Origin of the sequence: Streptomyces sp. NBC_00239 (assembly GCF_036194065.1) — a bacterium.
GTDB lineage: Bacteria > Actinomycetota > Actinomycetes > Streptomycetales > Streptomycetaceae > Streptomyces.
In genome coordinates this window covers 5,415,227-5,438,282 of record NZ_CP108095.1, presented here as the reverse complement: position 1 = coordinate 5,438,282, position 23,056 = coordinate 5,415,227, and the positions used below count along the sequence as shown (strand labels likewise).

Sequence of the window (23,056 nt, the reverse complement as noted above, 5' to 3'; positions counted from 1 at the left end):
CGGCTTGGTCAGGCGTCGGTGGAGGCCGAGACGGACGGGAGCGTCTGCTCCGCCGCAGCGGTCTTCTTCGTCGCCTTCTTGGCCGTGGTCTTCTTGGCCACCGTCTTCTTGGCGACGGCCTTCTTGGCCGTCGTCGTCTTGGCGGCAGCGGCCTTCTTCGCCGGGGCCTTCTTCGCGGGCGCCTTCTTGGCCGGGGCCTTGCGCGCCGTCTTCTTGGCCGCGGGGGCCTCCTCGACGGCTTCCTCGGCCTGCTCGGCGACCGGCTCGGCCACGGGCTCCGCGACCGGCTCGGCAGCCGCCGGGGCGGCGACGACCAGGACCGCGGCGGCCTCGGCGCCGGCCGGGGAACCGGCGGGCGCGGTGGCCTTGCGGGTGGCACGGCGGCGGGTCCGCGCCGGGGCGGCCGCCACGGCCGGCTCCGGCTCGACGACCGGCTCCGGCTCGACGGGCTGCTCGACGACGGCCTCGACGACCGGCTCCGGCTCGGCCACGACGACCGGCTCGGGCTCGGCGACCACCGGGACGGCCTCGGCGGCCGGTACGGCAGCCTCGGTCCCGGCCTGCTTCGGGGCACCCGCCGGGGCGGTGGCCTTACGGGTCGCACGACGGCGCGTACGGCCCTTCGGCGCGGCCTCCTCGACCTCGGGCGCGCTCACGGGCTCGGCCTCGGCGACGACCGCGGGGGCCGGCTCCAGGACCGTGTCCACAGGCTCGAAGACCGGCTCGGACTCGGCCACGACGACCGGCTCCGGCTCGGCCACCGGGGCGGCCTGAGCGGCCGCACCGCGCGGCGCACCCGCCGGGGCGGTCGCCTTGCGGGTCGCCCGACGACGGGAGCGGCGTCCGCCGCCCATGCCCGCGGCGGCCTCGGCCTCGGCGGCGCTGCTGTACAGCTCCTCGTCGGGGACGAAGTCCGGCTCGGGCAGCGCGATCGGCGCGGCGACCTCCGCCGCGACCTCGGCCTCGGACTCGGTCTCGACGACGTCCGCCTCGATGCCCGTCACCAGGTCGTGGTCGTGCTCGTGCTCGGAGGCGCCACCGCGGCGCTTCTTCGCGCGCTTGCCGGCGCCGTTGCCGCCACCGCCGATGGCGGTCGGCTGCTCCATGTGCACGATGACACCGCGGCCGTTGCAGTGGACGCAGGTCTCGGAGAAGGACTCCAGCAGACCCTGGCCCACCCGCTTGCGGGTCATCTGGACCAGGCCCAGCGAGGTGACCTCGGCGACCTGGTGCTTCGTACGGTCGCGGCCCAGGCACTCCAGCATGCGCCGCAGGACCAGGTCGCGGTTGGACTCCAGGACCATGTCGATGAAGTCGATGACGACGATGCCGCCCAGGTCGCGCAGCCGCAGCTGGCGCACGATCTCCTCGGCCGCCTCCAGGTTGTTCCTGGTGACGGTCTCTTCGAGGTTGCCGCCCTGACCGGTGAACTTGCCGGTGTTGACGTCGATGACGATCATCGCCTCGGTCTTGTCGATCACAAGCGAGCCGCCCGAGGGCAGCCACACCTTGCGGTCGAGCGCCTTGGCGAGCTGCTCGTCGATCCGGTACGTCGCGAAGACGTCGACCTCGGAGGTCCACCGCGTCAGGCGGTCCGCCAGGTCCGGGGCGACGTGCGAGACGTAGCCGTGGATGGTGCTCCACGCCTCGTCACCGCTGACGATGACCTTCGAGAAGTCCTCGTTGAAGATGTCGCGGACGACGCGGACGGTCATGTCCGGCTCGCCGTACAGAAGGCTCGGCGAAGAGGTCGTGATCATCTTCGACTTCTTCTGGATGTCTTCCCACTGGGCCTGCAGGCGCTCGACGTCGCGGCGCAGCTCGTCCTCGCTCGCGCCCTCGGCGGCGGTGCGCACGATGACGCCCGCGTCCTCGGGGACGATCTTCTTGAGGATGGTCTTCAGGCGCGCGCGCTCGGTGTCGGGCAGCTTGCGGCTGATGCCGGTCATCGAGCCCTCGGGCACGTAGACCAGGTAGCGGCCGGGCAGCGAGACCTGGCTGGTCAGGCGGGCGCCCTTGTGGCCGATCGGGTCCTTGGTGACCTGCACGAGGACCGACTGGCCGGACTTGAGGGCGGACTCGATGCGGCGCGGCCCGTTGGCCATGCCGAGCGCCTCGAAGTTGACCTCACCGGCGTACAGGACGGCGTTGCGGCCCTTGCCGATGTCGATGAAGGCGGCCTCCATCGACGGCAGCACGTTCTGGACCTTGCCCAGGTAGACGTTGCCGACGTACGAGGTGGCCTGCTCCTTGTTGACGTAGTGCTCGACGAGCACGTTGTCCTCGAGGACGCCGATCTGGGTGCGCTCGCCGTTCTGGCGGACGACCATCACGCGCTCGACGGCCTCGCGGCGGGCCAGGAACTCGGCCTCCGTGATGATCGGGACGCGGCGGCGGCCCTGCTCGCGGCCCTCGCGGCGGCGCTGCTTCTTGGCCTCCAGGCGGGTGGAGCCCTTGATGGACTGCACCTCGTCGGCGCCGGTGCCGGCCTCGGCACGCTCACGGGCCGGGCGGGGCTCGCGGACCTTGACGACCGTACGGACGCCGTCCTCGTCGCCGGCCTCGGCGTCGGCGGAGGCGTCACCGGAACGGCGACGACGGCGGCGACGACGGCGGCTGGAGCTGGAACCGAGCGCGCCGGAGTCCTCGGACTCCTCGTCCGCCTCTTCCTCGGCGGCCTCGTCCTCTTCCTCGGACTCGTCCTCGGCGGACTCGTCCAGGTCGGCGGACTCGCCGCGGCGACGGCGACGGCCACCGCGGCGGCGACGGCGGGCCGGGCGGTCGCCCGACTCGTCGGTCTCGTCCAGCTCGGCCTCGGCCTCGTCGGTCTCGGGCTCCTCGGCCTCGACCGCGACGTCCTCGGCGACGACCGGGGCGGGCGCGGCGGCGACGGGCTCGGCGACCGGCTCGGCAGCCGGCTCGGGCTCGGCGGCGGCGCCGCGACGGCGGCGACGGCGGGCGGCGGGCTGCGGGGCGGGGGCGACGACGGCCTCTGCCTCCGTCTCCTCTTCCTCCTCGACCTCCGCTTCCTCGGCGAGCGCCGCGGCGGCGGTCATCGGGGTCTGGAACATCGGCTCGGTGAAGACCGGGGCCTGGAACATGGCGACGGCCGGACGGCGGCGGCCGCGCGCGGGCGCCTCGGTCTCGGCCCGGCCGGCCTTGGGGGCCTCGGCGGCCGGCTGCGGTGCGGCGGCTGCGGTGCCGCGGGTGGCGCGACGGCGGCCGCGGCCCTTCGGCGAGTCGACGGCGTCGGCGACGGTGACCGTGGCGGGCGCAGCGACCGGCTCCGCGGCAGCGGCGGGCGCCTCCTCGACGGCGGCGGCCTCGGCGGCCGGAGCGGCGGCGGCGCGGGTGGCACGGCGGCGGCCACGGGCCGGGGCGGCGGCCGGAGCGGCCTCCTCGACGGGCGCGGCGACCGGCTCGGCGGCGGGCGCCTCGGCCACGGCGGCGGCCTCGGCGACCGGAGCGGCCGCGGCGCGGGTGGCGCGACGGCGGGTACGGGCCGGGGCGGCGGCCGGAGCGGCCTCCTCGACGGGCGCGGCGACCGGCTCGGCGGCGGGCGCCTCGGTCACGACCGGGGCGGCCTCGGCGGCGGGCGCGGTGGTGGCGCGGGTGGCACGGCGGCGGGTACGGGCCGGGGCGGCGGCCGGAGCGGCCTCCTCGACGACCGGAGCGGCAACCGGCTCGGCGGCGGGCGCCTCGACGGCGGCCGGGGCCTCGACGGCCGCGGCGGTCGTGGCGCGGGTCGCACGGCGGCGGGGGCGGGCGGGCGCGGCGGCGGGAGCCTCGGCGGCCGGAGCCTCCTCGACCACGGGCGTCTCGGCGACCGGCGCGGTCGCGGCGCGGGTGGCACGGCGGCGGGTACGGGCCGGGGCGGCGGCCGCAGCGGCCTCCTCGACGACCGGAGCGGCAGCGGCGGGCGCGGCCTCGGCGGCGGACTCGGTGGTCACGGCACCGCCGGGCGGGCCGGCCGGCCGGGACGCCGCACGGCGTCGGCGGCGCGGCGGCAGGGTGTCGCTGGGGCTGTCGTCTTCGTTGTGAATCGGTTCGTTGTTGAGCATGCGGGGTTCTCCCGTCACGCTCCCGGGCGCCGCGGCTGACTTCCGGTCCGGCACGGCCCCGCGTAATGAGCGCGGAGCCGGCCTCCGGGGCGCGTTCGCCACACGGGAGCTCAGTTCATGGCCGCCGGTTCCGTACGTGTTGTCCGTACGGCCTGGCGGAAGTCTTCAGGTCAGTGCGCGGCCCGGCCCAGGTGGCTCCCGAGTGCCAGGGCTGCGCGACGACGACGTTCCTTACGCGGCGGGACCGTCCGACGCCTTCGCGTCGGCGGCTACGGCGGCCGTGGGTGGGGCGGCCGTGACAGCCTCGCGGTCGGGCGCGAGCGGGTCGGTCACCGTGCCGGACTCCTCGTCGAAGAGCCCCTGCGCCAGCCTGGTCACCGCTGCGGGGACCGGCGGCGCCAGGTCGGCCACAGCTCGGAGACCGGACAGGACGTCGTCGGGTCGCACGGCAGGTGTCACGTGCCGAACAACCAGGCGCAGTATCGCACAGGCACTGTCCGCGGGCCTATCAGCCGGGGCACCGAGTGCCTCGAGGCTCACTACAGCGCCGCGGGTGTCGAAGGTCCGCATGCCGTTCTTGGTGCGCCGCTGGACCTCGACGGTGTCGGCGGCGAGGAAGGCCGCGGTGGCCCGCTCGGCCTCGGCGGGTTCGACGCCGTCCAGGCGCAGGTCCCAGATCGAGGCGGTCAGGCGGTCTGCGAGGCCGGAGGTGTGGGCCTCCACGGCGTCGATGATGTCGAGCCCGTCCGGCATCGACTCGTCGAGCAGCTTGCGGAGCTGCTCGGGGTCGCGGGTCGCGGTGAGGGCGATCTCCAGGTACTCGGCCTCGGAGCCGGTGCCGGTCGGCGCCGCGTTCGCGTACGACACCTTGGGGTGCGGGGTGAAGCCGGCCGAGTACGCCATGGGCACCTCGGCGCGGCGCAGGGCCCGCTCGAACGCGCGCTGGAAGTCGCGGTGGCTGGTGAACCGGAGGCGGCCGCGCTTGGTGTAGCGCAGTCGGATGCGCTGCACCGCCGGTGCGGGCGGCGGGCCTTCGGGCTGTCGCTTGCCCAGTGGTTCTTCTCCTTGTGCGGGGCTCCGCGGCTCGCGCGTCGCCCTGAGGTCTGTGGGGCCGGCCGGGCGTGCCCGCTGCTCCGGCTCACCCCTGCGGTGCAGGGAGGTCTCGGGTGCGGGCGCGTCGCCGTCGGCTGTCTTACTACCCAGAGTACGCGCCCGTGACCTCGCCGGTTCCCGGGGCGGCCGACCGGGGTGCGCGCGCCGGACCGCGCCGGGGGTGTGACATGGACGTGCCCCCCGCCGATTCCCGGCGGGGGGCACGTCCGGAGCCTGGGCGGCTCAGGTCACTTCACGACCGACAACGGCAGCAGCTTCTTGCCCGTCGGGCCGATCTGGATCTCGGTCTGCATCTGCGGGCAGACGCCGCAGTCGAAGCAGGGGGTCCAGCGGCAGTCGTCGACCTCGGTCTCGTCGAGGGCGTCCTGCCAGTCCTCCCACAGCCAGTCCTTGTCGAGACCGGAGTCGAGGTGGTCCCAGGGCAGGACCTCCTCGTAGGTGCGCTCGCGGGTGGTGTACCAGGCGACGTCCACGCCGAAGGCGGGCAGCGTCTTCTCGGCGGCCTGGATCCAGCGGTCGTACGAGAAGTGCTCGCGCCAGCCGTCGAAGCGGCCGCCGTCCTCGTACACGGCGCGGATCACGGAGCCGACGCGGCGGTCGCCGCGCGAGAGCAGGCCCTCGATGATGCCGGGCTTGCCGTCGTGGTAGCGGAAGCCGATGGAGCGGCCGTACTTCTTGTCCCCGCGGATCTTGTCGCGGAGCTTGGTCAGGCGGGCGTCGGTCTCCTCGGCGGAGAGCTGCGGGGCCCACTGGAACGGCGTGTGCGGCTTGGGCACGAAGCCGCCGATCGACACCGTGCAGCGGATGTCGTTCTGTCCGGAGACCTCGCGGCCCTTGGCGATGACGTTGACCGCCATGTCGCCGATCTGGAGGACGTCCTCGTCGGTCTCGGTGGGCAGGCCGCACATGAAGTACAGCTTCACCTGGCGCCAGCCGTTGCCGTACGCGGTGGAGACGGTCCGGATCAGGTCCTCTTCCGAGACCATCTTGTTGATGACCTTGCGCATGCGCTCGGAGCCGCCCTCGGGGGCGAAGGTCAGGCCGGAGCGGCGGCCGTTGCGGGTCAGCTCGTTGGCGAGGTCGACGTTGAAGGCGTCCACGCGGGTGGACGGGAGGGACAGGCCCACCTTGTCGTCCTCGTAGCGGTCGGCCAGGCCCTTGGCGATGTCCGCGATCTCGGTGTGGTCCGCGGAGGACAGCGACAGCAGGCCGACCTCCTCGAAACCGGTGGCCTTGAGTCCCTTCTCGACCATCTCGCCGATGCCGGTGATGCTTCGCTCCCGCACGGGGCGCGTGATCATGCCGGCCTGGCAGAAACGGCAGCCGCGGGTGCAGCCGCGGAAGATCTCGACGGACATCCGCTCGTGGACGGTCTCGGCGAGCGGGACCAGCGGCTGCTTCGGGTAGGGCCACTCGTCGAGGTCCATGACGGTGTGCTTGGACACCCGCCACGGCACGCCGGAGCGGTTGGGCACCATGCGGGCGATGCGGCCGTCCGGCAGGTACTCGACGTCGTAGAAGCCCGGCACGTAGACCCCGCCGGTCTTGGCGAGCCGCAGGAGGACCTCTTCGCGCCCGCCCGGGCGGCCCTCGGCCTTCCAGGCGCGGATGATCTCGGTCATGTCGAGGACGGCCTGCTCGCCGTCGCCGATGACCGCGCAGTCGATGAACTCGGCGATCGGCTCCGGGTTGAAGGCCGCGTGGCCGCCGGCGAGGACGATCGGGTCGTCGAGGCCGCGGTCCTTGGCCGCCAGCGGGATGCCCGCCAGGTCCAGCGCGGTGAGCATGTTCGTGTAGCCCAGCTCCGTGGAGAAGGACAGGCCGAACACGTCGAAGGCCTTGACCGGGCGGTGCGAGTCCACGGTGAACTGCGGGACCTTGTGCTCGCGCATCAGCGCTTCCAGGTCCGGCCACACGCTGTAGGTGCGCTCGGCGAGGACCCGCTCGCGCTCGTTCAGTACCTCGTACAGGATCATGACGCCCTGGTTGGGCAGCCCGACCTCGTACGCGTCGGGGTACATGAGCGCCCAGCGGACGTCCGCGCTCTCCCACGGCTTGACGGTGGAGTTGAGCTCACCGCCGACGTACTGGATGGGCTTCTGCACATGCGGGAGCAGAGCTTCGAGCTGTGGGAAGACCGACTCGGACATCACGCGACTTTCGTGAAGCGGGCAGGGGGCGACTCTCAAGCGTACCTTGAGGCACGGACGCCCCCGCCCGGCGTGATCGGCTGTCAGGTCGAGAGCGCGGCCCTGAGCGCGGGGTCCGAGGCCCGCTCCCACACCTCCGGAAGCTCCCGTTCGCGCCGCTCCGCGAGAGCTTCCTCACGCCCGTGGAGCAGCCCCCACGTGAAGCCGGACTCGCCCGCTCCCTGGGCCTGGGCGGCGAGTGCGAGCAGGGCCTCGCGGGCCACCACGCTGTCCTGGTGGTCGCCGAGCAGGGTCTGTACCGACTTCATCGCCTTGGCCAGCCGCTCGGCCGGCTTGCCGAGGGGCGCCGCCGCGGCCTCCGCCGCGTAGCGGGCCCGTTTGGCGGCCTTGCGGGCGTCGTGCAGGGCGAGGTCGCGCTCCTGGCCCTCGGGCAGTGCGAGGGCGTGGTCGATGCGGCGGGCGAGCCGCTCGCAGTCGCGCAGCACCGCCTTCCGGAACACCCGGTCGGCCGGCTTGGCCGCGGCGGGCCGCAGCGGCGGGTCGGCGAGCAGGGCGTCGAGGGAGTCCAGCAGGGCCAGGTAGCGCTTGCTGTCGAGGACGGCGAGGGCGCGGCGGCGGGTGGCGGAGCGGCGGGTGGCGTTCCAGGTCCGCAGCCGGCTGCGGACCGGGCCCAGCAGCAGGGGCCGGGGCAGGTCGGCGAGCGCGTTCTGGAAGCGTTCCATCAGCACTTCCTGGTCACGGTCGGCGCCGAGCTCGGCGGCGACCCAGCGCAGCTCGTCGGCCAGCGGGTCGGTGACCGTGCGGTCCAGGACCCGTCGGTGGCTGCGGAGGGCGCTGCGCAGCCGGCGGGTGGCGACGCGCATCTGGTGGACGGCGTCGGGCAGGTCGCGGCGGACCGCCGGGTCGTGGGCGACCAGGGCGCGGACCTGGTCGCGCAGGTAGGCCAGGACGTCGGCGCCGGCGGTGCCGGCGGCCGGGGGTTCCGGGGGCGGCGGCGCCTGGGTGCCGGTCTCGGCCAGGGCGCGGGCCAGTTTGGAGGGGGCGTCGGAGACCTTCAGGCCGGCCTTCTCCAGCTTCTTGCCGACGGCGTCGAGGAGGGCGGGGTCGACGCCGTCGGCGAGTTCCACCTCGACCTCGGTCCAGGAGGCGGCGGCGACGGGTTCGGCCAGCCGCTCGGCGCGGACGGTGTCGGTGCTCAGTTCCGCGAGCAGCGCGCCCTCGGCGTCCATGAGGTGCAGCACCTTGCGCGAGGACCGCAGCCGTACGAGGGGGACGAGTTCGGTGTCGCGGACGCGGGAGCGGACCAGTGCGGCGAGGGACCGCGGGAGGGTGTCGGTCAGGGGGGCCTGCACCTCGTCCCGGACGCCGGGTGCGACGGGGAGTTTGAGGTGCCAGCCGGCGTCGGAGCCGCCGGTCCGGCGGCGGAGGGTGAGGGAGTCCGCGGCGAGCCGCAGGTCGTGGGTGTCGTAGTAGACCGCGTCGAGGTCGGCCGTGCCCTGGTCGAGCACGGCCGCGACGCCCGCGGTGCCGGTCAGGTCGGGAGGTCCGGTGAGGAACCGGCGACCGGCTTTGGCCGAAGTGAACTCGAATTTCCGCTCGATCTCGCGCTTCGTGTCCGCCATAGACCGAACTTAGTCCTGAACGGAAGACGGCGTGAGGGTTACGGACAAGTAGGCGCTAGGCGGACAGTGGTCGTTCCACCTTGATCGACTGGAGGAGTCCGATCGCCACCCACACCGCGAACATCGACGAGCCGCCGTAGGACACGAACGGCAGCGGCAGGCCCGCCACCGGCATGATCCCGAGGGTCATCCCGATGTTCTCGAAGGACTGGAAGGCGAACCAGGCGATGATCCCGGCCGCCACGATCGTCCCGTACAGCTCGGTGGTCTCGCGGGCGATCAGGCAGGCCCGCCACAGCACGACGCCGAGCAGGACCAGGATCAGCCCGGCGCCCACGAAGCCCAGTTCCTCGCCGGCCACCGTGAAGACGAAGTCGGTCTGCTGCTCCGGCACGAACTGGCCGGTGGTCTGCGAGCCCTCGAAGAGCCCGGAGCCCAGCAGTCCGCCGGAGCCGATCGCGATCCGCGCCTGGTTGGTGTTGTAGCCGACGCCGGCCGGGTCGAGCTCCGGGTTGGCGAAGGCCGCGAACCGGTTGATCTGGTACTCGTCGAGCACCCCGAGCTGCCATATCAGGACGGCCCCGAGGATGCCCGAGCCCAACAGCCCGAAGACCCACCGGTTGGAGGACCCGGAGGCGAGCAGCACGCCGAGGACGATGACCGCCATCACCATGACCGACCCGAGGTCGGGCATCAGCATGATGATGCCCATCGGGGCGGCCGCCAGGCACAGCGCCTTGACCACGGTCCGGTGGTCCGGGTGGACGAGGTCCCCCGCGTCCACCCGGGCGGCCAGCAGCATGGCCATCCCCACGATGATCGTGATCTTGCAGAACTCGGAGGGCTGGAGCGAGAAGCCGCCGCCGATCACGATCCACGCGTGGGCGCCGTTGATGGTCGCCCCGAGCGGGGTGAGCACGGCGAGCACCAGCACCAGCGAGATCCCGTACAGCACCGGCACCGCCCCGCGCAGCGTGCGGTGGCCCAGCCAGACCGTGCCGATCATCAGCACCAGGCCGATGCCGGTGTTCAGGGCGTGCCGGAACAGGAAGTAGTACGGGTCGCCCTGGTTGAGCTGGGTGCGGTTGCGGGTGGCCGACCACACCAGCAGCGCGCCGATGAACGACAGCGCGATCGCCGACAGCAGCATCGGCCAGTCCAGCCGGCGCAGTATCGAGTCGCGCGCGGTGAGCCTGGCGAGCGGCCCGCGGTCGGGCGCGTACCGGGACACCGAGAAGTTGTTCGCTCCGGTCACAGGGCCCGCCCCCGCCACACTTCGCCGGGCGGACCCGCGAGCACGGGCGCCTCTTCCTCGGGCGCCGGGACGTACGGCCGGATGGCCGGCGCGTCGATGGAGCCGTCCTTGTCGATCTTCGGGAGTCCCGGCTGGGGACCGGGGAGCAGGGCCTTCTTCAGGTCCTGCTTGCCGGTCTTGTCCAGCCCGTACAGCGCGTCGTAGATGTTGCGCACGGCGGGGCCGGAGGCGCCGGAGCCGGTGCCGCCCTGGGAGATCGTCATGACGATCGTGAAGTCCTTGGTGTACGTCGCGAACCACGAGGTGGTCTGCTTGCCGTAGACCTGCGCGGTGCCGGTCTTGGCGTGCATCGGGATCTTGTCCTGCGGCCAGCCGCCGAAGCGCCAGGCGGCGGTGCCGCCGGGCTCGACCACGGAGCGCAGGCCGTTGTCGAGGTTCTTGATGGTCGCGGCGTCGACCGGCAGCCTGCCGTGGGCCTTGGGCTTGATCTCGTCGACCTTCTTGCCGTCGGGGCTGATGACGGCCTTGCCGATGGTGGGGTTGTAGAGGGTGCCGCCGTTGCTGATGGCCGCGTACGCGGTGGCCAGCTGGATGGGGGTGATCAGGACGTCGCCCTGGCCGATGGAGAAGTTGATGCTGTCGAAGGCCTTGAGCTGGTTGCCTTCGAGGCAGCTCTCGTAGGCGATCTGCTCGACGTAGGTGCCGCCCTTCTTGCCCTGCTTGCACCAGGCGTCCTTGTTCGCCTCCCAGAAGCTCTTCTTCCACTGGCGGTCCGGGATGCGGCCCCTGACCTCGTTGGGCACGTCGATGCCGGTCTCGGAGCCGAAGCCGAACTGGCGGGCCGTCCGGTAGAACCAGTCGTGCGCGCCCTTCTTCGGCTTGAGCCCGCCGTCGCGCTGCCACTCCTGGTGGCCGAGCCGGTAGAAGACGGTGTTGCACGAGAACTTGAGCGCGTCGCCCAGGGTGATCGGGCCGTGGCCCTTGGACTCGAAGTTCGCGAAGCTCCGGTTGCCCATGCTGTAGGAGCTGCTGCAGTTGTAGGTGTCGTTGAAGTCGTAGCCGGCGCGGACGGCGGCGCTCGCGGACACCACCTTGAAGACGGAGCCGGCGGGCGCCTGGCCCTGGATGGCCCGGTTCAACAGCGGGTAGTTGGACGTCTCGCTGGTGAGCCTGGCGTAGTCCGTGGCGGAGATGCCGCCGACCCAGGCGTTGGGGTCGTAGTCGGGCTGGGAGGCCATCGCGACGACGCGGCCGGTCTTGGACTCCATGACGACGACGGCGCCCGAGTCGGCCTCGTACTTGCGGCCGGTGATCTTGTCGGTCTCGCCGCGGACGGCCTTCATCGCCGCGTGGAGCTCGTACTCGGCCACGGCTTGGACCCGGGCGTCGATGCTGGTGACGAGGGTCGAACCGGGCACGCCCGGGTCGGACTCGGTCTGGCCCATGACCCGGCCGAGGTTGTCGACCTCGTAGGAGGTCACGCCCGCCTTGCCGCGCAGCTGCTTGTCGTACGTGCGCTCGATGCCGGAGCGGCCGACCTGGTCGGAGCGCAGGTGCGGCGAGTCGGTGTCCTTGGCCTTCTGGATCTCGTCGTCGGTGACCGGGGAGAGGTAGCCGAGCACCTGCGAGGTGCGGGCCTTGCCGGGGGCCGGGTAGCGGCGGACGGCGGTGGGCTCCGCGGTGATGCCGGGGAAGTCCTCGGGCCGCTCGCGGATCTGGAGCGCCTGCTGCGTGCTGGCTTCGAGGGTGACCGGGATCGGCTGGTACGGCGAGCCGTTCCAGCAGGGCTTGGGGGTCTGCGAGTCGCACAGCCGGATCTTGTCCATGACCTCCTTGGGGGTCATGTCCAGGACGTCGGCCAGCCGGGTCATGACGGCCTTGCCCTTGTCCTTTATCTTCATCAGCTCGGTGCGGCTGACGGAGACGACCAGACGTGTCTCGTTGTCGGCGAGCGGGATGCCTCGGGCGTCGAGGATCGACCCGCGCACGGCGGGGTGGACGACCCGCTGGACGTGGTTGCTCTTCGCCTCGTCGGTGTACTCGTCGCCGTTGCGGATCTGGAGGTACCAGAGGCGCCCCCCGAGGGTGAACAGCATCGAGAAGACGATCACCTGGATGATGACGAGCCGGATCTGCACCCGGGGGGTGCGGCCGGTCTCCGGAATGTTGGTCACGCGCGCTCCCCCGTCACAGCTTCTTGACGCTCTTCACGCCTTTGACTCCCTTTATCCGCCCGGCCCGGCCGGCCCGGTTGCGGGCGGTCCGCAGGCGCAGGCCGCCGCGCTGGCTGCCGATGCGCAGGCCCGTGCCGCCCGAGAGCCAGCCGGACGAGACGTCGGTGCCCTGGGGCGGGCCGCCGTTGGCGTCGACCGCCATCGGGTCATTCTCGGCGCGGCGGGCGAGCGCCATGATGAACGGCACGCTGAACGGCGCCAGCAGCAGGTCGTACAGGGCCGCGGTGAACAGCAGCCCGCTCAGCCCGACATGGCGGGCGGCGGTGTCGCCGACCAGGGCGCCGACCAGTGCGTACAGCAGGGTCGAGCCGAGGGCAGCGGCGACGACGGTGAGCATCGGGCCCCAGGCCGAGCGGAACCGGCCGTTGTCGGGGCGGACGAGCCCGGCGACGTAGCCGATGACGCACAGCACGAGCGCGTAGCGGCCGGCGGCGTGGTCGGCGGGTGGCGCGAGGTCGGACAGGAGTCCGGCGCCGAAGCCGATGAGGGCGCCGCTGACGTGTCCGTACACGAGCGCCAGGGCGACGACGGTGAGCAGGACGAGGTCGGGGACGGCACCCGGGAGCTGCAGCCGTCCCAGGATGGTGACCTGGACGACGAGCGCGACCACGACCAGCGACGACGCGAGCAGGATCCGGTTGAAGCGCATGACGGTCTCCTAGTCGTCGGCCGGCTGTGCGGCGGCGTCGCCGGCGGACGGGCTCGCCGAGGGCGCGACCGTCACGGTGACCGTCGGTACGGGCTTGGGCTTCGCGGGGCGGGGCGGCAGCACGACGTCACGCGGGTCGGTGCGCGGCGGCATCACGACGACGCCGACGATGTCGAGCCGGGAGAAACCGACGTACGGGCGGAGCCAGACGGTACGGGTGAGGTCGCCGCGGGCGGGTTCCACGCGGACCACCTCGCCGATGGGAACGCCGGGCACGAAGGGCTTGTTGCCGCGGGAGCCGAAGGTGACGAGCCGGTCGCCGGGGCCGATCTTGGCCCGGCCGTTGAGCATCTGGACGGACAGGGCCCGGTCGCCCTGTCCGGTGGCGAAGCCGAGTTCGCCGGAGCTCTCCAGCCGGGTGCCGACGGTGAAGTCGGGGTCGTTGGCGAGCAGGACGGTGGCGGTGTCCGGGCCGACGGTGGTGACGCGGCCGACGAGCCCGTCGCCGTTGAGCACCGTCATGTCCCGGCTGATGCCGTCCTTGCTGCCCGCGTCGATGGTGACGGTCCAGGAGAAGCCCTGGGCCGCTCCTATGGCGATGACCTCGGCGCCCTTGATGCCGTACTGGCCGGCGCCGGCCTTCTTGAGCATGTCGTCGAGCTCGCGGATCCGGCTGTGGTTGCGTTCGTCGCTGCCGAGCCGGGCCTTGAGCGCGGAGTTCTCGCGCTCCAGTGCGGTGATCCGGTTGTGGCGCTTGCCCGAGTCCCGTACGGCTCCTATGGCGTTGGCGACCGGGTCGACCGCGTCGGCGACGCCTTCCTCGACCGGTCCGAAGACCGCGGCGGCGGCCTGCCGGGCACCGTCGACCGGCGACTCCTCGCCTGCCCGGATGTCCACCGTGATCAGCGCGAACGCGATGGCGACCAGCAGTACCAGGAGCAGCCGGCTCTCTCGTGTGTCCCTCACGTGCGGCGGCCGTGCCTTCCTCATCGGAATCTTTGTGTCTGTATATCAACGATCCGCCGCACGGGCGCGGTAGCACCCGTACGGCGGATCTCTGTGTTCCGCTCAGCCCCCTGAGGGAGGGGTCAACGCCTGGGCTGTGCGTCCAGAACCTGCTGGAGGGCCTCGAACTCCTCGACGCACTTGCCGGAGCCGAGCGCGACGGAGTCGAGCGGGTCCTCGGCGATGTGGATGGGCATGCCGGTCTCGCGGCGCAGCCGTTCGTCGAGGCCGCGCAGGAGGGCGCCGCCGCCGGTGAGGACGATGCCGCGGTCCATGATGTCGCCGGAGAGCTCCGGCGGGCACTTGTCGAGGGTGGTCTTGACCGCGTCGACGATGGCGTTGACGGGTTCTTCGATGGCCTTGCGGACCTCGGCGGCGGAGATGACGACGGTCTTGGGCAGGCCCGAGACCAGGTCGCGGCCGCGGATCTCGGTGTGCTCGTCCTTGTCGAGGTCGTACGCCGAACCGATGGTGATCTTGATCTGTTCGGCGGTCCGCTCACCGAGGAGGAGCGAGTACTCCTTCTTGATGTGCTGGATGATCGCGTTGTCGAGCTCGTCGCCGGCCACCCGGATGGACTGTGCCGTGACGATTCCGCCGAGCGAGATGACGGCGACCTCGGTGGTGCCGCCGCCGATGTCCACCACCATGTTCCCGGTCGCCTCGTGGACCGGCAGGCCGGCCCCGATCGCGGCGGCCATGGGCTCTTCGATGATGTGCACCTGGCGGGCGCCGGCCTGGGTGGAGGCCTCGATGACGGCGCGGCGCTCGACCCCGGTGATGCCGGAGGGAACGCAGACGACCACCCGCGGGCGGGCCAGGTAGCGGCGCTTGTGGATCTTGAGGATGAAGTACCGGAGCATGCGCTCGGTGATCTCGAAGTCGGCGATCACGCCGTCCTTGAGAGGTCGGACGGCGACGATGTTGCCGGGCGTCCGGCCGATCATCTTCTTCGCCTCGGAGCCGACCGCGAGAATGCCGCCGGTGTTCGTGTTGATGGCGACCACGGAAGGCTCGTTCAGGACGATCCCCCGGCCCCTCACGTACACCAGCGTGTTGGCGGTCCCGAGGTCGATCGCCATGTCACGGCCGATGAACGACATGTTGTTCCCCTTGTTCCCCATGAGGAGCGTCTGGCCTTCCCGGTTGAAAGCGGCTGCTGTCAGGAGTCGGCGAGGTGGCTGTGTGGGTGGAAGCCTCATCGTAGTGCCGCATGTACCGAGAATGCGCGATGGGACCCCGGCTCCCGCCGGAACGGATACCCGTCCCCTTTATGGTGACGTCGTGTCCGGGCCATGCGTTCCCGGCCTGGCGCCGCAATACCGAAGGGCGACCGAAATTACTTCGGTCGCCCCAGGTCATGAGCGCTATATGGCTGATGTCGCGTCGGTCGGCAGGGCCTCAGAGCGCGGGGAAGAACAGCTTGAGCTCACGCTCGGCGGACTCCTCGGAGTCGGACGCGTGAATCAGGTTCTCGCGGACGATGGTGCCGAAGTCGCCCCGAATGGAGCCAGGCGTGGCGGCGATCGGGTCGGTCGGACCCGCGAGGGTGCGCACGCCCTCGATGGCGCGCTCGCCCTCGACCACGAGGACCACGACCGGGCCGGAGGCCATGAAGCCCATGAGCGGCTCGTAGAAGGGCTTGCCCTTGTGCTCCCCGTAGTGCGCCTCCAGGGTCTCCTGGTCCAGCGTGCGCAGCTCAAGGGCGGGGATGGTCCAGCCGGCCTTGCGCTCGATGCGGCCGATGACCTCGCCGATCAAGCCGCGACGGACAGCGTCGGGCTTGAGGATGACGAGAGTGCGCTGGGTCATGTTCTAACTCCTTGCGGCATACGGGTGCGGTACCACGAGGCTACAGGGCGGGTCCGCCCGGCCGTCACGCAGCGTCAGGTGCGGGGGCCGCCTCGGCCTGGGCCGCCCAGCGGGCCTTCACCTCGTCGATGCGGCGGCCGTAGTGGACCGAGCACCACCACAGCCCGGCGAAGACCGCGCCCAGGAAGAACATGGTCGGGACGACGAAACCGCTGAGGATCAGGCCGATCTGCAGGGCCCAGCCGATCTGCACCGCGCCGGGGCGCGACAGCATCCCGCACAGCAGGACCGACAGCAGCATGCCGATGCCGCAGACCGTCCAGACCGTGGCCTGGGACAGGTCGCCCTTCATGGCGACCAGGCCGGCGAATCCGATGACGAAGAATTCACCGATCAAAGTGCTCGCGCAGAGCGTGCGCATGCCGTCAGCCCCTCTTCAGCAGCAGGCGGGCCTCGCCCACCGTGATCACGGAACCGGTCACCAGGACCCCGGCCCCTCCGTACTCGGCCTCTTCCTCCGCGAGGGTGATGGCCGCCTCCAGCGCGTCGTCGAGCCGCGGCTCGACCTGCACCCGGTCGGGGCCGAACACCTCGACCGCGACGGCGGCCAGCTCGTCCGCGCCCAGCGCCCGGTGGCTGGTGTTCTCCGTGACCACGACCTCGGCGAAAATCGGTTCGAAGGCTTCGAGCACCCCGCGGACGTCCTTGCCGTCACTCGCGCCGACCACGCCGACCAGCCGGCTGAAGCCGAACGCCTCGGTGACGGCCGCCGCGGTGACCTGCGCGCCCGCCGGGTTGTGGGCGGCGTCCAGCACCACGGTGGGGCTGCGCCGGACCACCTCCATCCGGCCCGGGGAGGTCACGGAGGCGAAGGCCCGGCGGATGGTGTCCACGTCCAGCGGCCGCGCGTGCTCCGCGCCGACGCCGAAGAACGCCTCGACCGCGGCCAGCGCCACCGCCGCGTTCTGCGCCATGTGCTCGCCGTACAGCGGCAGGAACACGTCCGCGTACTCGCCGCCGAGGCCGCGCAGGGTCAGCTGCTGGCCGCCGACCGCCACCTCGCGCGCGACCACGCCGAACTCCATGCCCGCGCGGGCCACGGTGGCGTCGACCTCGACGGCCTTCTTCAGGAGCACCTGGGCGGCGTCCACGGGCTGCTGCGCCAGGATCACGGTGGCGCCCTGCTTGATGATGCCGCCCTTCTCCTGGGCGATCTCGCCGGGCGTGGAGCCGAGCCGGTCGGTGTGGTCGAGGCTGATCGGGGTGATCACCGCGACCGAGCCGTCGATGACGTTCGTCGCGTCCCAGCTGCCGCCCATCCCGACCTCGACCACGGCCGCGTCCACCGGCGCGTCCGCGAAGGCCGCGTACGCCATGCCGGTGAGCACCTCGAAGAAGGAGAGCCGGTACTCCTGGGCCGCGTCCACCATCTCGACGTACGGCTGGACGTCGCGGTAGGTCTCGATGAAGCGCTCGGCGTCGATCGGGGCCCCGTCGAGGCTGATCCGCTCGGTGACCGACTGGACGTGCGGGCTGGTGTAGCGGCCGGTCCGCAGGTCGAACGCGTTCAGCAACGCCTCGATCATGCGGGCGGTGCTGGTCTTGCCGTTCGTGCCGGTGACGTGGATCGAGGGGTACGCGCGCTGCGGCTCGCCCAGCACGTCCATCAGGGCCGCGATGCGCGACACCGACGGCTCCAGCTTGGTCTCGCCCCAGCGGCCGGCGAGCTCCTCCTCCACCTCGCGCAGGGCCCGGTCCACCTCCGGGTCCGCGGGTCGGGTCGGTACCGGATCGCCCGTCGGCGGTCCGGCCATGGCGCGCAGGGTGCGGCTGCCGGCCTCGATCACCGCCATGTCGGGGTCGCGGTCGGTCTGCTCGGCGACGAGTTCATCGAATTCGTCGGACCGGTCGGCGCTGTCGGGCTGCTGCTCACTCACGGGACCAGTCTACGGACGGGGGGCGCGGGGACTTTCGACCCGGCCGGTTCGGGACCTTCGGCGGAAAGGGGGCCGTGATCGTTATGCAAGCCTTGCGGCAGAGGATAGGGGAACAAATGCCGCAGGCCAGCACCAACAAGACAGCTTCCAGCCGCGACATCGGGATAGACCTGGGGACCGCGAACACCCTGGTCTACGCACGGGGGCACGGCATCGTCCTGAACGAACCGTCCGTGGTCGCCGTCAAGGCGGGCACCACCGTCGCGCTGGCCGTCGGCGCCGAAGCCAAGGAGACCATCGGCCGCACCCCCGGCTCGATCACCGCGATCCGCCCCCTGAAGGACGGCGTGATCTGCGACTACGAGGCGGCCGAGGAGATGATCCGGCACTTCGTGCGCAAGGCCGTGCCCGGCCGCCGCACGCGCACCCGCATGGTCGTCTGCGTCCCCTCCGGGGTCACCCCCGTCGAGCGCCGCGCCATCGTGCACGCCTCCACCCGGGCCGGCGCCCGTACGGTCCATCTGATCGAGGAGCCGATGGCGGCCGCGATCGGCGCCGGACTGCCGGTGTCCGAGCCGCGCGGTTCGATGGTCGTCGACATCGGCGGCGGCACCACCGAGGTCGCGGTGATCTCGCTCGGCGGCATCGTCACCGCCCAGTCCCTGCGGGTCGGCGGCGACCGGATGGACGCCGCGATCACCGACTACGTGCGCAAGGCGCACGCACTGCTGATCGGCGAGCGCTCCGCCGAGGACATCAAGGTCGCCATCGGCTCCGCGTGGCCGGTGCCGGACCGGCCCGAGCTGGAGACCCGGACCTTCACCGTCCGCGGCCGCGAGAAGGTCGGCGGCATGCCCAAGACCCTGGAGCTGACCGCCGGCGACGTGCGCAGCGCCCTCGACGAACCGGTGGAGGCGATCATCGCGGCGGTGCGCACCACCCTGGAGGAGTGCCCGCCCGAGCTGTCGGGCGACGTGATGGAACACGGGATCGTGCTGACGGGCGGCGGGGCGCTGCTGCCGGGGCTGGACCTGCGGATGGCCTCGGCCACCGGCATCCCGGTGTTCGTGGCCGACGACCCGCTGGACTGCGTGGCGCTGGGCTCGGGGAAGTGCGTGGAGGACCTGGACACCCTCGGCCGCCTGCTGGCCCCGGCCCGGAGCTGAGCCGTAGGGGTTGGGCCGTACGGGTGGGGCGGGCCGGGGCGGCCCGGCCGGTCAGCCGCGCGGGAGCGTGGCGACGACCTCGTACCGGTCGTCCGTGCGCGTCGCGGTCAGCGTGCCGCCAAGGCTGCTGACGCGCTCGGACATGCTCGCGGTGCCCGAGCCCGACGAGACCGGGGCCCGCAGCGGGGAGCGGGCGGGGAGCGCGTTCCCGACGGCGATCCGCAGCCGCGGGCCGTCGGCCGAGATCGAGACGTCGACGGTGGCGCCGCTCGCGTGCTTGGCCGCGTTGGTCAGGCACTCCTGGACCACCCGGTAGACGGCTGCCTGCCGCAGCGGCGACAGTCCGTGCGTGGCCTCGTCCACGGACAGCCGTACGGGCGAACCGGCCCGGCCGCTCTCCTCCGCGAGGGCCGGCAGCCCGTCCACCCCCGGGGTCGCGGCCCGCTCCCCGCGCTGCACGATGATCTCGTTGAGGACCAGGTGGGCCCGTCGCGCGGTCTCCGACAGCTCGTCGAAGTCCTTCTCGTGCGCGGTGCCGCGCGAGCGCATCGCGAGCACCTCGGAGCGGACCGTCAGCAGGGTCAGCTCGCGCCCCACGAAGTCGTGCACGTCCCGCGCGACCGAGGTGCGCTCCTGCTGTACGGCCTGCAGGACGGCCGACTCCGCCTGCCGCACGTCCAGCTCGCGGACCAGGTCGTGCCGGTAGGCGGCGATGCCGACGGCCGCGGCGAGCACCCCGATGGGGACCACCAGGCTCAGGAACGAGCTGAGCGTGTCGCCCTGGTGGGCCGGCCAGCCGGGCAGGTTGAACAGCAGGTAGGCGTAGCCCACGTAGCCGGCGGTGGCGAGGGCGCCGGCCCGGCGGCCCCGGTAGCGGCCGAGGGAGTAGAGCGCGAACTGGATCAGGGTCAGCTCGTGCAGCCAGCCGATGAACAGCAGGGCGGTCAGATAGCCGACCCAGGGCGCCTGCCGCCGCACCAGCATCGTGGCCGCGCCGGCCGCCAGCACGAGGGTGGCCGTGGCGCCGTTGAGCGAGTTGTCGGCCGAGGCCAGGCCGGGCAGGTCGAGCATCATCAGGGCGAAGCAGCCGCCCGCGGCGAGGACGTCCAGAGCCCGGGGCGATCCGGCCCAGCCCCGCGCGAGCCGCCGGCCCGTGGCCGCGGTCCACTGGATCGCCGAGGCGGCGGGCATGACGCGCATGCCTTCCATCATCCAAGGTCCGCCCGGCGGATCCGATCAGCCCGGTGCCCGAAAAAAGTGATTTATGGCACCTGAGATCGGGACATTCGACCCATGACGCTCGTGACCTTCCGTCCGGCACGGCCCACGCGAAGGCCCCCCGCTCCGAAGAGGAGCGGGGGGCCTTCGCATACGGCTACGGGGAATTCCGGCGGCCGCCGGGTCGCCGTCAGGCGGCCGGCAGCGCGTCCAGCTGGGCCTGGATCCGGGCGATGTCCGTCTCGGCCTTGGCCAGCCGGCCCTTGATCTTGTCCACGACGTTGTCGGGGGCCTTGGCCAGGAAGGCCTCGTTCCCGAGCTTCGCCTCGGCCTGCTGCTTCTCCTTCTCGGCGGCGGCCAGGTCCTTCGCGAGCCGCTTGCGCTCGGCGGCCACGTCGATGGTGCCGGAGAGGTCGAGGGCGACGGTGGCGCCGGCGACCGGGAGGGTCGCGGTGGCGCTGAAGTCGTCGCCCTCAGGCTGCAGGCGCAGCAGCTGGCGGATGGCGCCCTCGTGGGCGGCCAGCGGCGTGCCGTCGAGGTCCAGGCGGGCCGGGACCTTCTGGCCCGGCTGCAGGCCCTGGTCGGCGCGGAACCGGCGGACCTCGGTGACGACGGCCTGGAGGTTCACGATCTCGGCCTCGGCGGCGTCGTCGCGGAAGCCGCTGTCGACCGGCCAGTCCGCGATGACGACCGACTCACCGCCGGTGAGGGTGGTCCACAGCGTCTCGGTGACGAACGGAACGATCGGGTGCAGCAGCCGCAGGGTGACGTCGAGGACCTCGCCCAGGACCCGGCCGGAGACCTTGGCCTGCTCGCCGCCCGCGAAGAACGTCGTCTTCGACAGCTCGACGTACCAGTCGAAGACCTCGTCCCACGCGAAGTGGTAGAGCGCCTCGCTGAGCTTGGCGAACTGGTAGTCCTCGTACAGCGCGTCGACCTGCGCGACCGTCTTGTTCAGGCGGGACAGGATCCACCGGTCGGTCGCCGACAGCTGCTCGGCCGGGGGCAGCTCGCCCTCGATCGTGGCGCCGTTCATCATCGCGAAGCGCGTGGCGTTCCAGATCTTGTTGGCGAAGTTCCGGGACGCCTGGACCCAGTCCTCGCCGATCGGGACGTCGACACCCGGGTTGGCGCCCTTGGCCAGCGTGAAGCGGACGGCGTCCGAGCCGTACTTGTCCATCCAGTCGAGCGGGTTGACCGCGTTGCCGAAGGACTTCGACATCTTCTTGCCGCGCTCGTCGCGGACCATGCCGTGCAGGGCGATGGTGTGGAACGGCGGGGTGCCGTCCATCGCGTACAGACCGAACATCATCATCCGGGCGACCCAGAAGAACAGGATGTCGTAGCCGGTGACCAGGACGGAGTTCGGGTAGAACTTCGCGAGGCTCTCGGTCTGCTGCGGCCAGCCCAGCGTGGAGAAGGGCCACAGGCCGGAGGAGAACCAGGTGTCGAGGACGTCGGTGTCCTGGGTCCAGCCCTCGCCCGCCGGCGGCTGCTCGTCGGGTCCGACGCACACGACCTCGCCGTTCGGGCCGTACCAGACCGGGATCCGGTGGCCCCACCACAGCTGGCGCGAGATGCACCAGTCGTGGAGGTTGTCGACCCAGTCGAAGTAGCGCTTCTCCATCTCCTGCGGGTGGATCTTGACCTTGCCGTCGCGGACCGCGTCGCCGGCGGCCTTCGCGAGCGGTCCGACCTTGACCCACCACTGCATCGACAGGCGCGGCTCGATGGTGGTCTTGCAGCGCGAGCAGTGGCCGACGGAGTGGCTGTACGGGCGCTTCTCGGCGACGATCCGGCCCTCGGCGCGCAGCGCGGCGACGATGGCGGAGCGGGCCTCCAGCCGGTCCAGGCCCTCGAACGGGCCATGGACGGTGATGACGGCGCGCTCGTCCATGACGGCGAGGTTCGGCAGGCCGTGGCGCTGGCCGATCTCGAAGTCGTTGGGGTCGTGCGCCGGGGTCACCTTGACGGCGCCGGTGCCGAACTCCGGGTCGACGTGCTCGTCCGCGACGACCGGGATCCGGCGGCCGGTCAGCGGCAGCTCGATCTCGGCGCCGACCAGGTGCCGGTAGCGCTCGTCCTCGGGGTGGACGGCGACGGCCGTGTCACCGAGCATCGTCTCCGCGCGGGTGGTGGCGACGACGATGGAGGCGTCCCCGTCCCCGTAGCGGATGGAGACGAGCTCGCCGTCGTCGTCCTGGTACTCGACCTCGATGTCGGAGATCGCGGTCAGGCAGCGCGGGCACCAGTTGATGATGCGCTCGGCGCGGTAGATCAGCTCGTCGTCGTAGAGCTTCTTGAAGATGGTCTGGACGGCCTCGGACAGGCCCTCGTCCATGGTGAAGCGCTCACGCGACCAGTCGACGCCGTCGCCGAGGCGGCGCATCTGGCCGGAGATCTGACCGCCGGACTCGCCCTTCCACTGCCAGACGCGCTCGACGAACGCCTCGCGGCCGAGGTCGTGGCGGGACTTGCCCTCCTTGGCAAGCTCGCGCTCGACGACGTTCTGGGTGGCGATGCCGGCGTGGTCCATGCCAGGCTGCCACAGCGTCTCGAAGCCCTGCATCCGCTTGCGCCGGGTGAGGGCGTCGATCAGCGTGTGCTCGAACGCGTGGCCGAGGTGCAGGCTGCCGGTGACGTTCGGGGGCGGGATGACGACGGTGAACGGCGGCTTGTCGCTCTTCGCGTCGGCCTCGAAGTAACCGCGCTCTACCCAGCGCTCGTAGAGCTTCCCCTCTACCTCGGCCGGCGCGTACTGGGTCGGCAGTTCGGAGTTGGGGCTGCTGGGTGTCTGCGTGTTCTCGGTCACGAGCCACAGTTTAGAGGCGTAA

At 72.0% G+C, this 23,056-nt stretch carries 15 protein-coding genes; 1 reads left to right on the top strand and 14 read right to left on the bottom strand.

Annotated elements, in window-relative coordinates; translation table 11 throughout:
- Nucleotides 1-8 precede the first annotated feature (8 nt).
- The 12 genes from OG764_RS23920 to folC form a co-directional block, all read right to left on the bottom strand.
- Nucleotides 9-4,061 carry an Rne/Rng family ribonuclease gene (locus OG764_RS23920; RefSeq protein ID WP_328970476.1) on the bottom strand — a complete coding sequence of 1,351 codons (4,053 nt, stop codon included), beginning with the start codon at nt 4,059-4,061 and terminating at the stop codon, nt 9-11.
- Nucleotides 4,062-4,292: 231 nt separating this feature from the next.
- The gene (locus OG764_RS23915; protein WP_328970475.1) at nt 4,293-5,072 is read right to left on the bottom strand and encodes a TIGR03936 family radical SAM-associated protein; all 780 of its coding nucleotides are present in this window, start codon (nt 5,070-5,072) and stop codon (nt 4,293-4,295) included.
- Between the two features lie 329 nt (nt 5,073-5,401).
- Entirely contained in the window at nt 5,402-7,324 is a 1,923-nt protein-coding gene (locus tag OG764_RS23910; protein ID WP_328970474.1) for a TIGR03960 family B12-binding radical SAM protein, read from the bottom strand.
- Between the two features lie 83 nt (nt 7,325-7,407).
- Entirely contained in the window at nt 7,408-8,946 is a 1,539-nt protein-coding gene (locus OG764_RS23905) for a CYTH and CHAD domain-containing protein (RefSeq protein ID WP_328970473.1), read from the bottom strand.
- Between the two features lie 55 nt (nt 8,947-9,001).
- On the bottom strand, nt 9,002-10,201 hold the full coding sequence (gene rodA / locus OG764_RS23900) for a rod shape-determining protein RodA (protein ID WP_328970472.1): 1,200 nt from the start codon (nt 10,199-10,201) through the stop codon (nt 9,002-9,004).
- On the bottom strand, nt 10,198-12,375 hold the full coding sequence (mrdA, locus tag OG764_RS23895) for a penicillin-binding protein 2 (RefSeq protein ID WP_328970471.1): 2,178 nt from the start codon (nt 12,373-12,375) through the stop codon (nt 10,198-10,200). The genes rodA and mrdA overlap by 4 nt, the downstream gene beginning before the upstream one ends.
- A 13-nt stretch (nt 12,376-12,388) precedes the next feature.
- Nucleotides 12,389-13,084 (bottom strand): rod shape-determining protein MreD, encoded by a 696-nt coding sequence (gene mreD, locus OG764_RS23890; protein ID WP_328970470.1) that lies wholly within the window; start codon nt 13,082-13,084, stop codon nt 12,389-12,391.
- A 9-nt stretch (nt 13,085-13,093) separates the two neighbouring features.
- Entirely contained in the window at nt 13,094-14,050 is a 957-nt protein-coding gene (gene mreC, locus OG764_RS23885; protein WP_328970469.1) for a rod shape-determining protein MreC, read from the bottom strand.
- Nucleotides 14,051-14,172: 122 nt separating this feature from the next.
- Complete coding sequence (locus OG764_RS23880) at nt 14,173-15,192, bottom strand: rod shape-determining protein (protein ID WP_069923827.1); 1,020 nt, start codon at nt 15,190-15,192, stop codon at nt 14,173-14,175.
- A gap of 298 nt (nt 15,193-15,490) precedes the next feature.
- Nucleotides 15,491-15,901 carry a nucleoside-diphosphate kinase gene (gene ndk, locus OG764_RS23875; RefSeq protein WP_328970468.1) on the bottom strand — a complete coding sequence of 137 codons (411 nt, stop codon included), beginning with the start codon at nt 15,899-15,901 and terminating at the stop codon, nt 15,491-15,493.
- A 64-nt stretch (nt 15,902-15,965) separates the two neighbouring features.
- Nucleotides 15,966-16,322 (bottom strand): DUF4233 domain-containing protein, encoded by a 357-nt coding sequence (locus OG764_RS23870; protein WP_328970467.1) that lies wholly within the window; start codon nt 16,320-16,322, stop codon nt 15,966-15,968.
- Between the two features lie 4 nt (nt 16,323-16,326).
- Entirely contained in the window at nt 16,327-17,838 is a 1,512-nt protein-coding gene (folC, locus tag OG764_RS23865; RefSeq protein ID WP_328970466.1) for a bifunctional tetrahydrofolate synthase/dihydrofolate synthase, read from the bottom strand.
- Nucleotides 17,839-17,954: 116 nt separating this feature from the next.
- Between folC and OG764_RS23860 the strand changes: the two genes are divergently transcribed.
- Nucleotides 17,955-19,004, top strand: coding sequence for a rod shape-determining protein (locus OG764_RS23860; RefSeq protein WP_328970465.1), 1,050 nt, complete (start codon nt 17,955-17,957; stop codon nt 19,002-19,004).
- Between the two features lie 51 nt (nt 19,005-19,055).
- Here OG764_RS23860 and OG764_RS23855 read toward each other — a convergent pair whose 3' ends face one another.
- Nucleotides 19,056-20,204 carry a sensor histidine kinase gene (locus OG764_RS23855; protein ID WP_328970464.1) on the bottom strand — a complete coding sequence of 383 codons (1,149 nt, stop codon included), beginning with the start codon at nt 20,202-20,204 and terminating at the stop codon, nt 19,056-19,058.
- Between the two features lie 208 nt (nt 20,205-20,412).
- A complete protein-coding gene (locus OG764_RS23850) occupies nt 20,413-23,034 on the bottom strand; it encodes a valine--tRNA ligase (protein ID WP_328970463.1) in 2,622 nt (873 codons plus the stop codon).
- Nucleotides 23,035-23,056: the final 22 nt, after the last annotated feature.

Excerpts from the sequence above, each read along its gene's own strand:
- ndk (WP_328970468.1), bottom strand. The coding sequence starts at position 15,901 with ATGACCCAGCGCACTCTCGTCATCCTCAAGCCCGACGCTGTCCGTCGC.
- OG764_RS23905 (WP_328970473.1), bottom strand. The coding sequence starts at position 8,946 with ATGGCGGACACGAAGCGCGAGATCGAGCGGAAATTCGAGTTCACTTCG.
- OG764_RS23880 (WP_069923827.1), bottom strand. The coding sequence starts at position 15,192 with ATGTCGTTCATCGGCCGTGACATGGCGATCGACCTCGGGACCGCCAAC.
- OG764_RS23855 (WP_328970464.1), bottom strand. The coding sequence starts at position 20,204 with ATGCGCGTCATGCCCGCCGCCTCGGCGATCCAGTGGACCGCGGCCACG.
- mreD (WP_328970470.1), bottom strand. The coding sequence starts at position 13,084 with ATGCGCTTCAACCGGATCCTGCTCGCGTCGTCGCTGGTCGTGGTCGCG.
- OG764_RS23870 (WP_328970467.1), bottom strand. The coding sequence starts at position 16,322 with ATGCGCACGCTCTGCGCGAGCACTTTGATCGGTGAATTCTTCGTCATC.
- OG764_RS23860 (WP_328970465.1), top strand. The coding sequence starts at position 17,955 with ATGCCGCAGGCCAGCACCAACAAGACAGCTTCCAGCCGCGACATCGGG.
- OG764_RS23920 (WP_328970476.1), bottom strand. The coding sequence starts at position 4,061 with ATGCTCAACAACGAACCGATTCACAACGAAGACGACAGCCCCAGCGAC.
- OG764_RS23910 (WP_328970474.1), bottom strand. The coding sequence starts at position 7,324 with ATGTCCGAGTCGGTCTTCCCACAGCTCGAAGCTCTGCTCCCGCATGTG.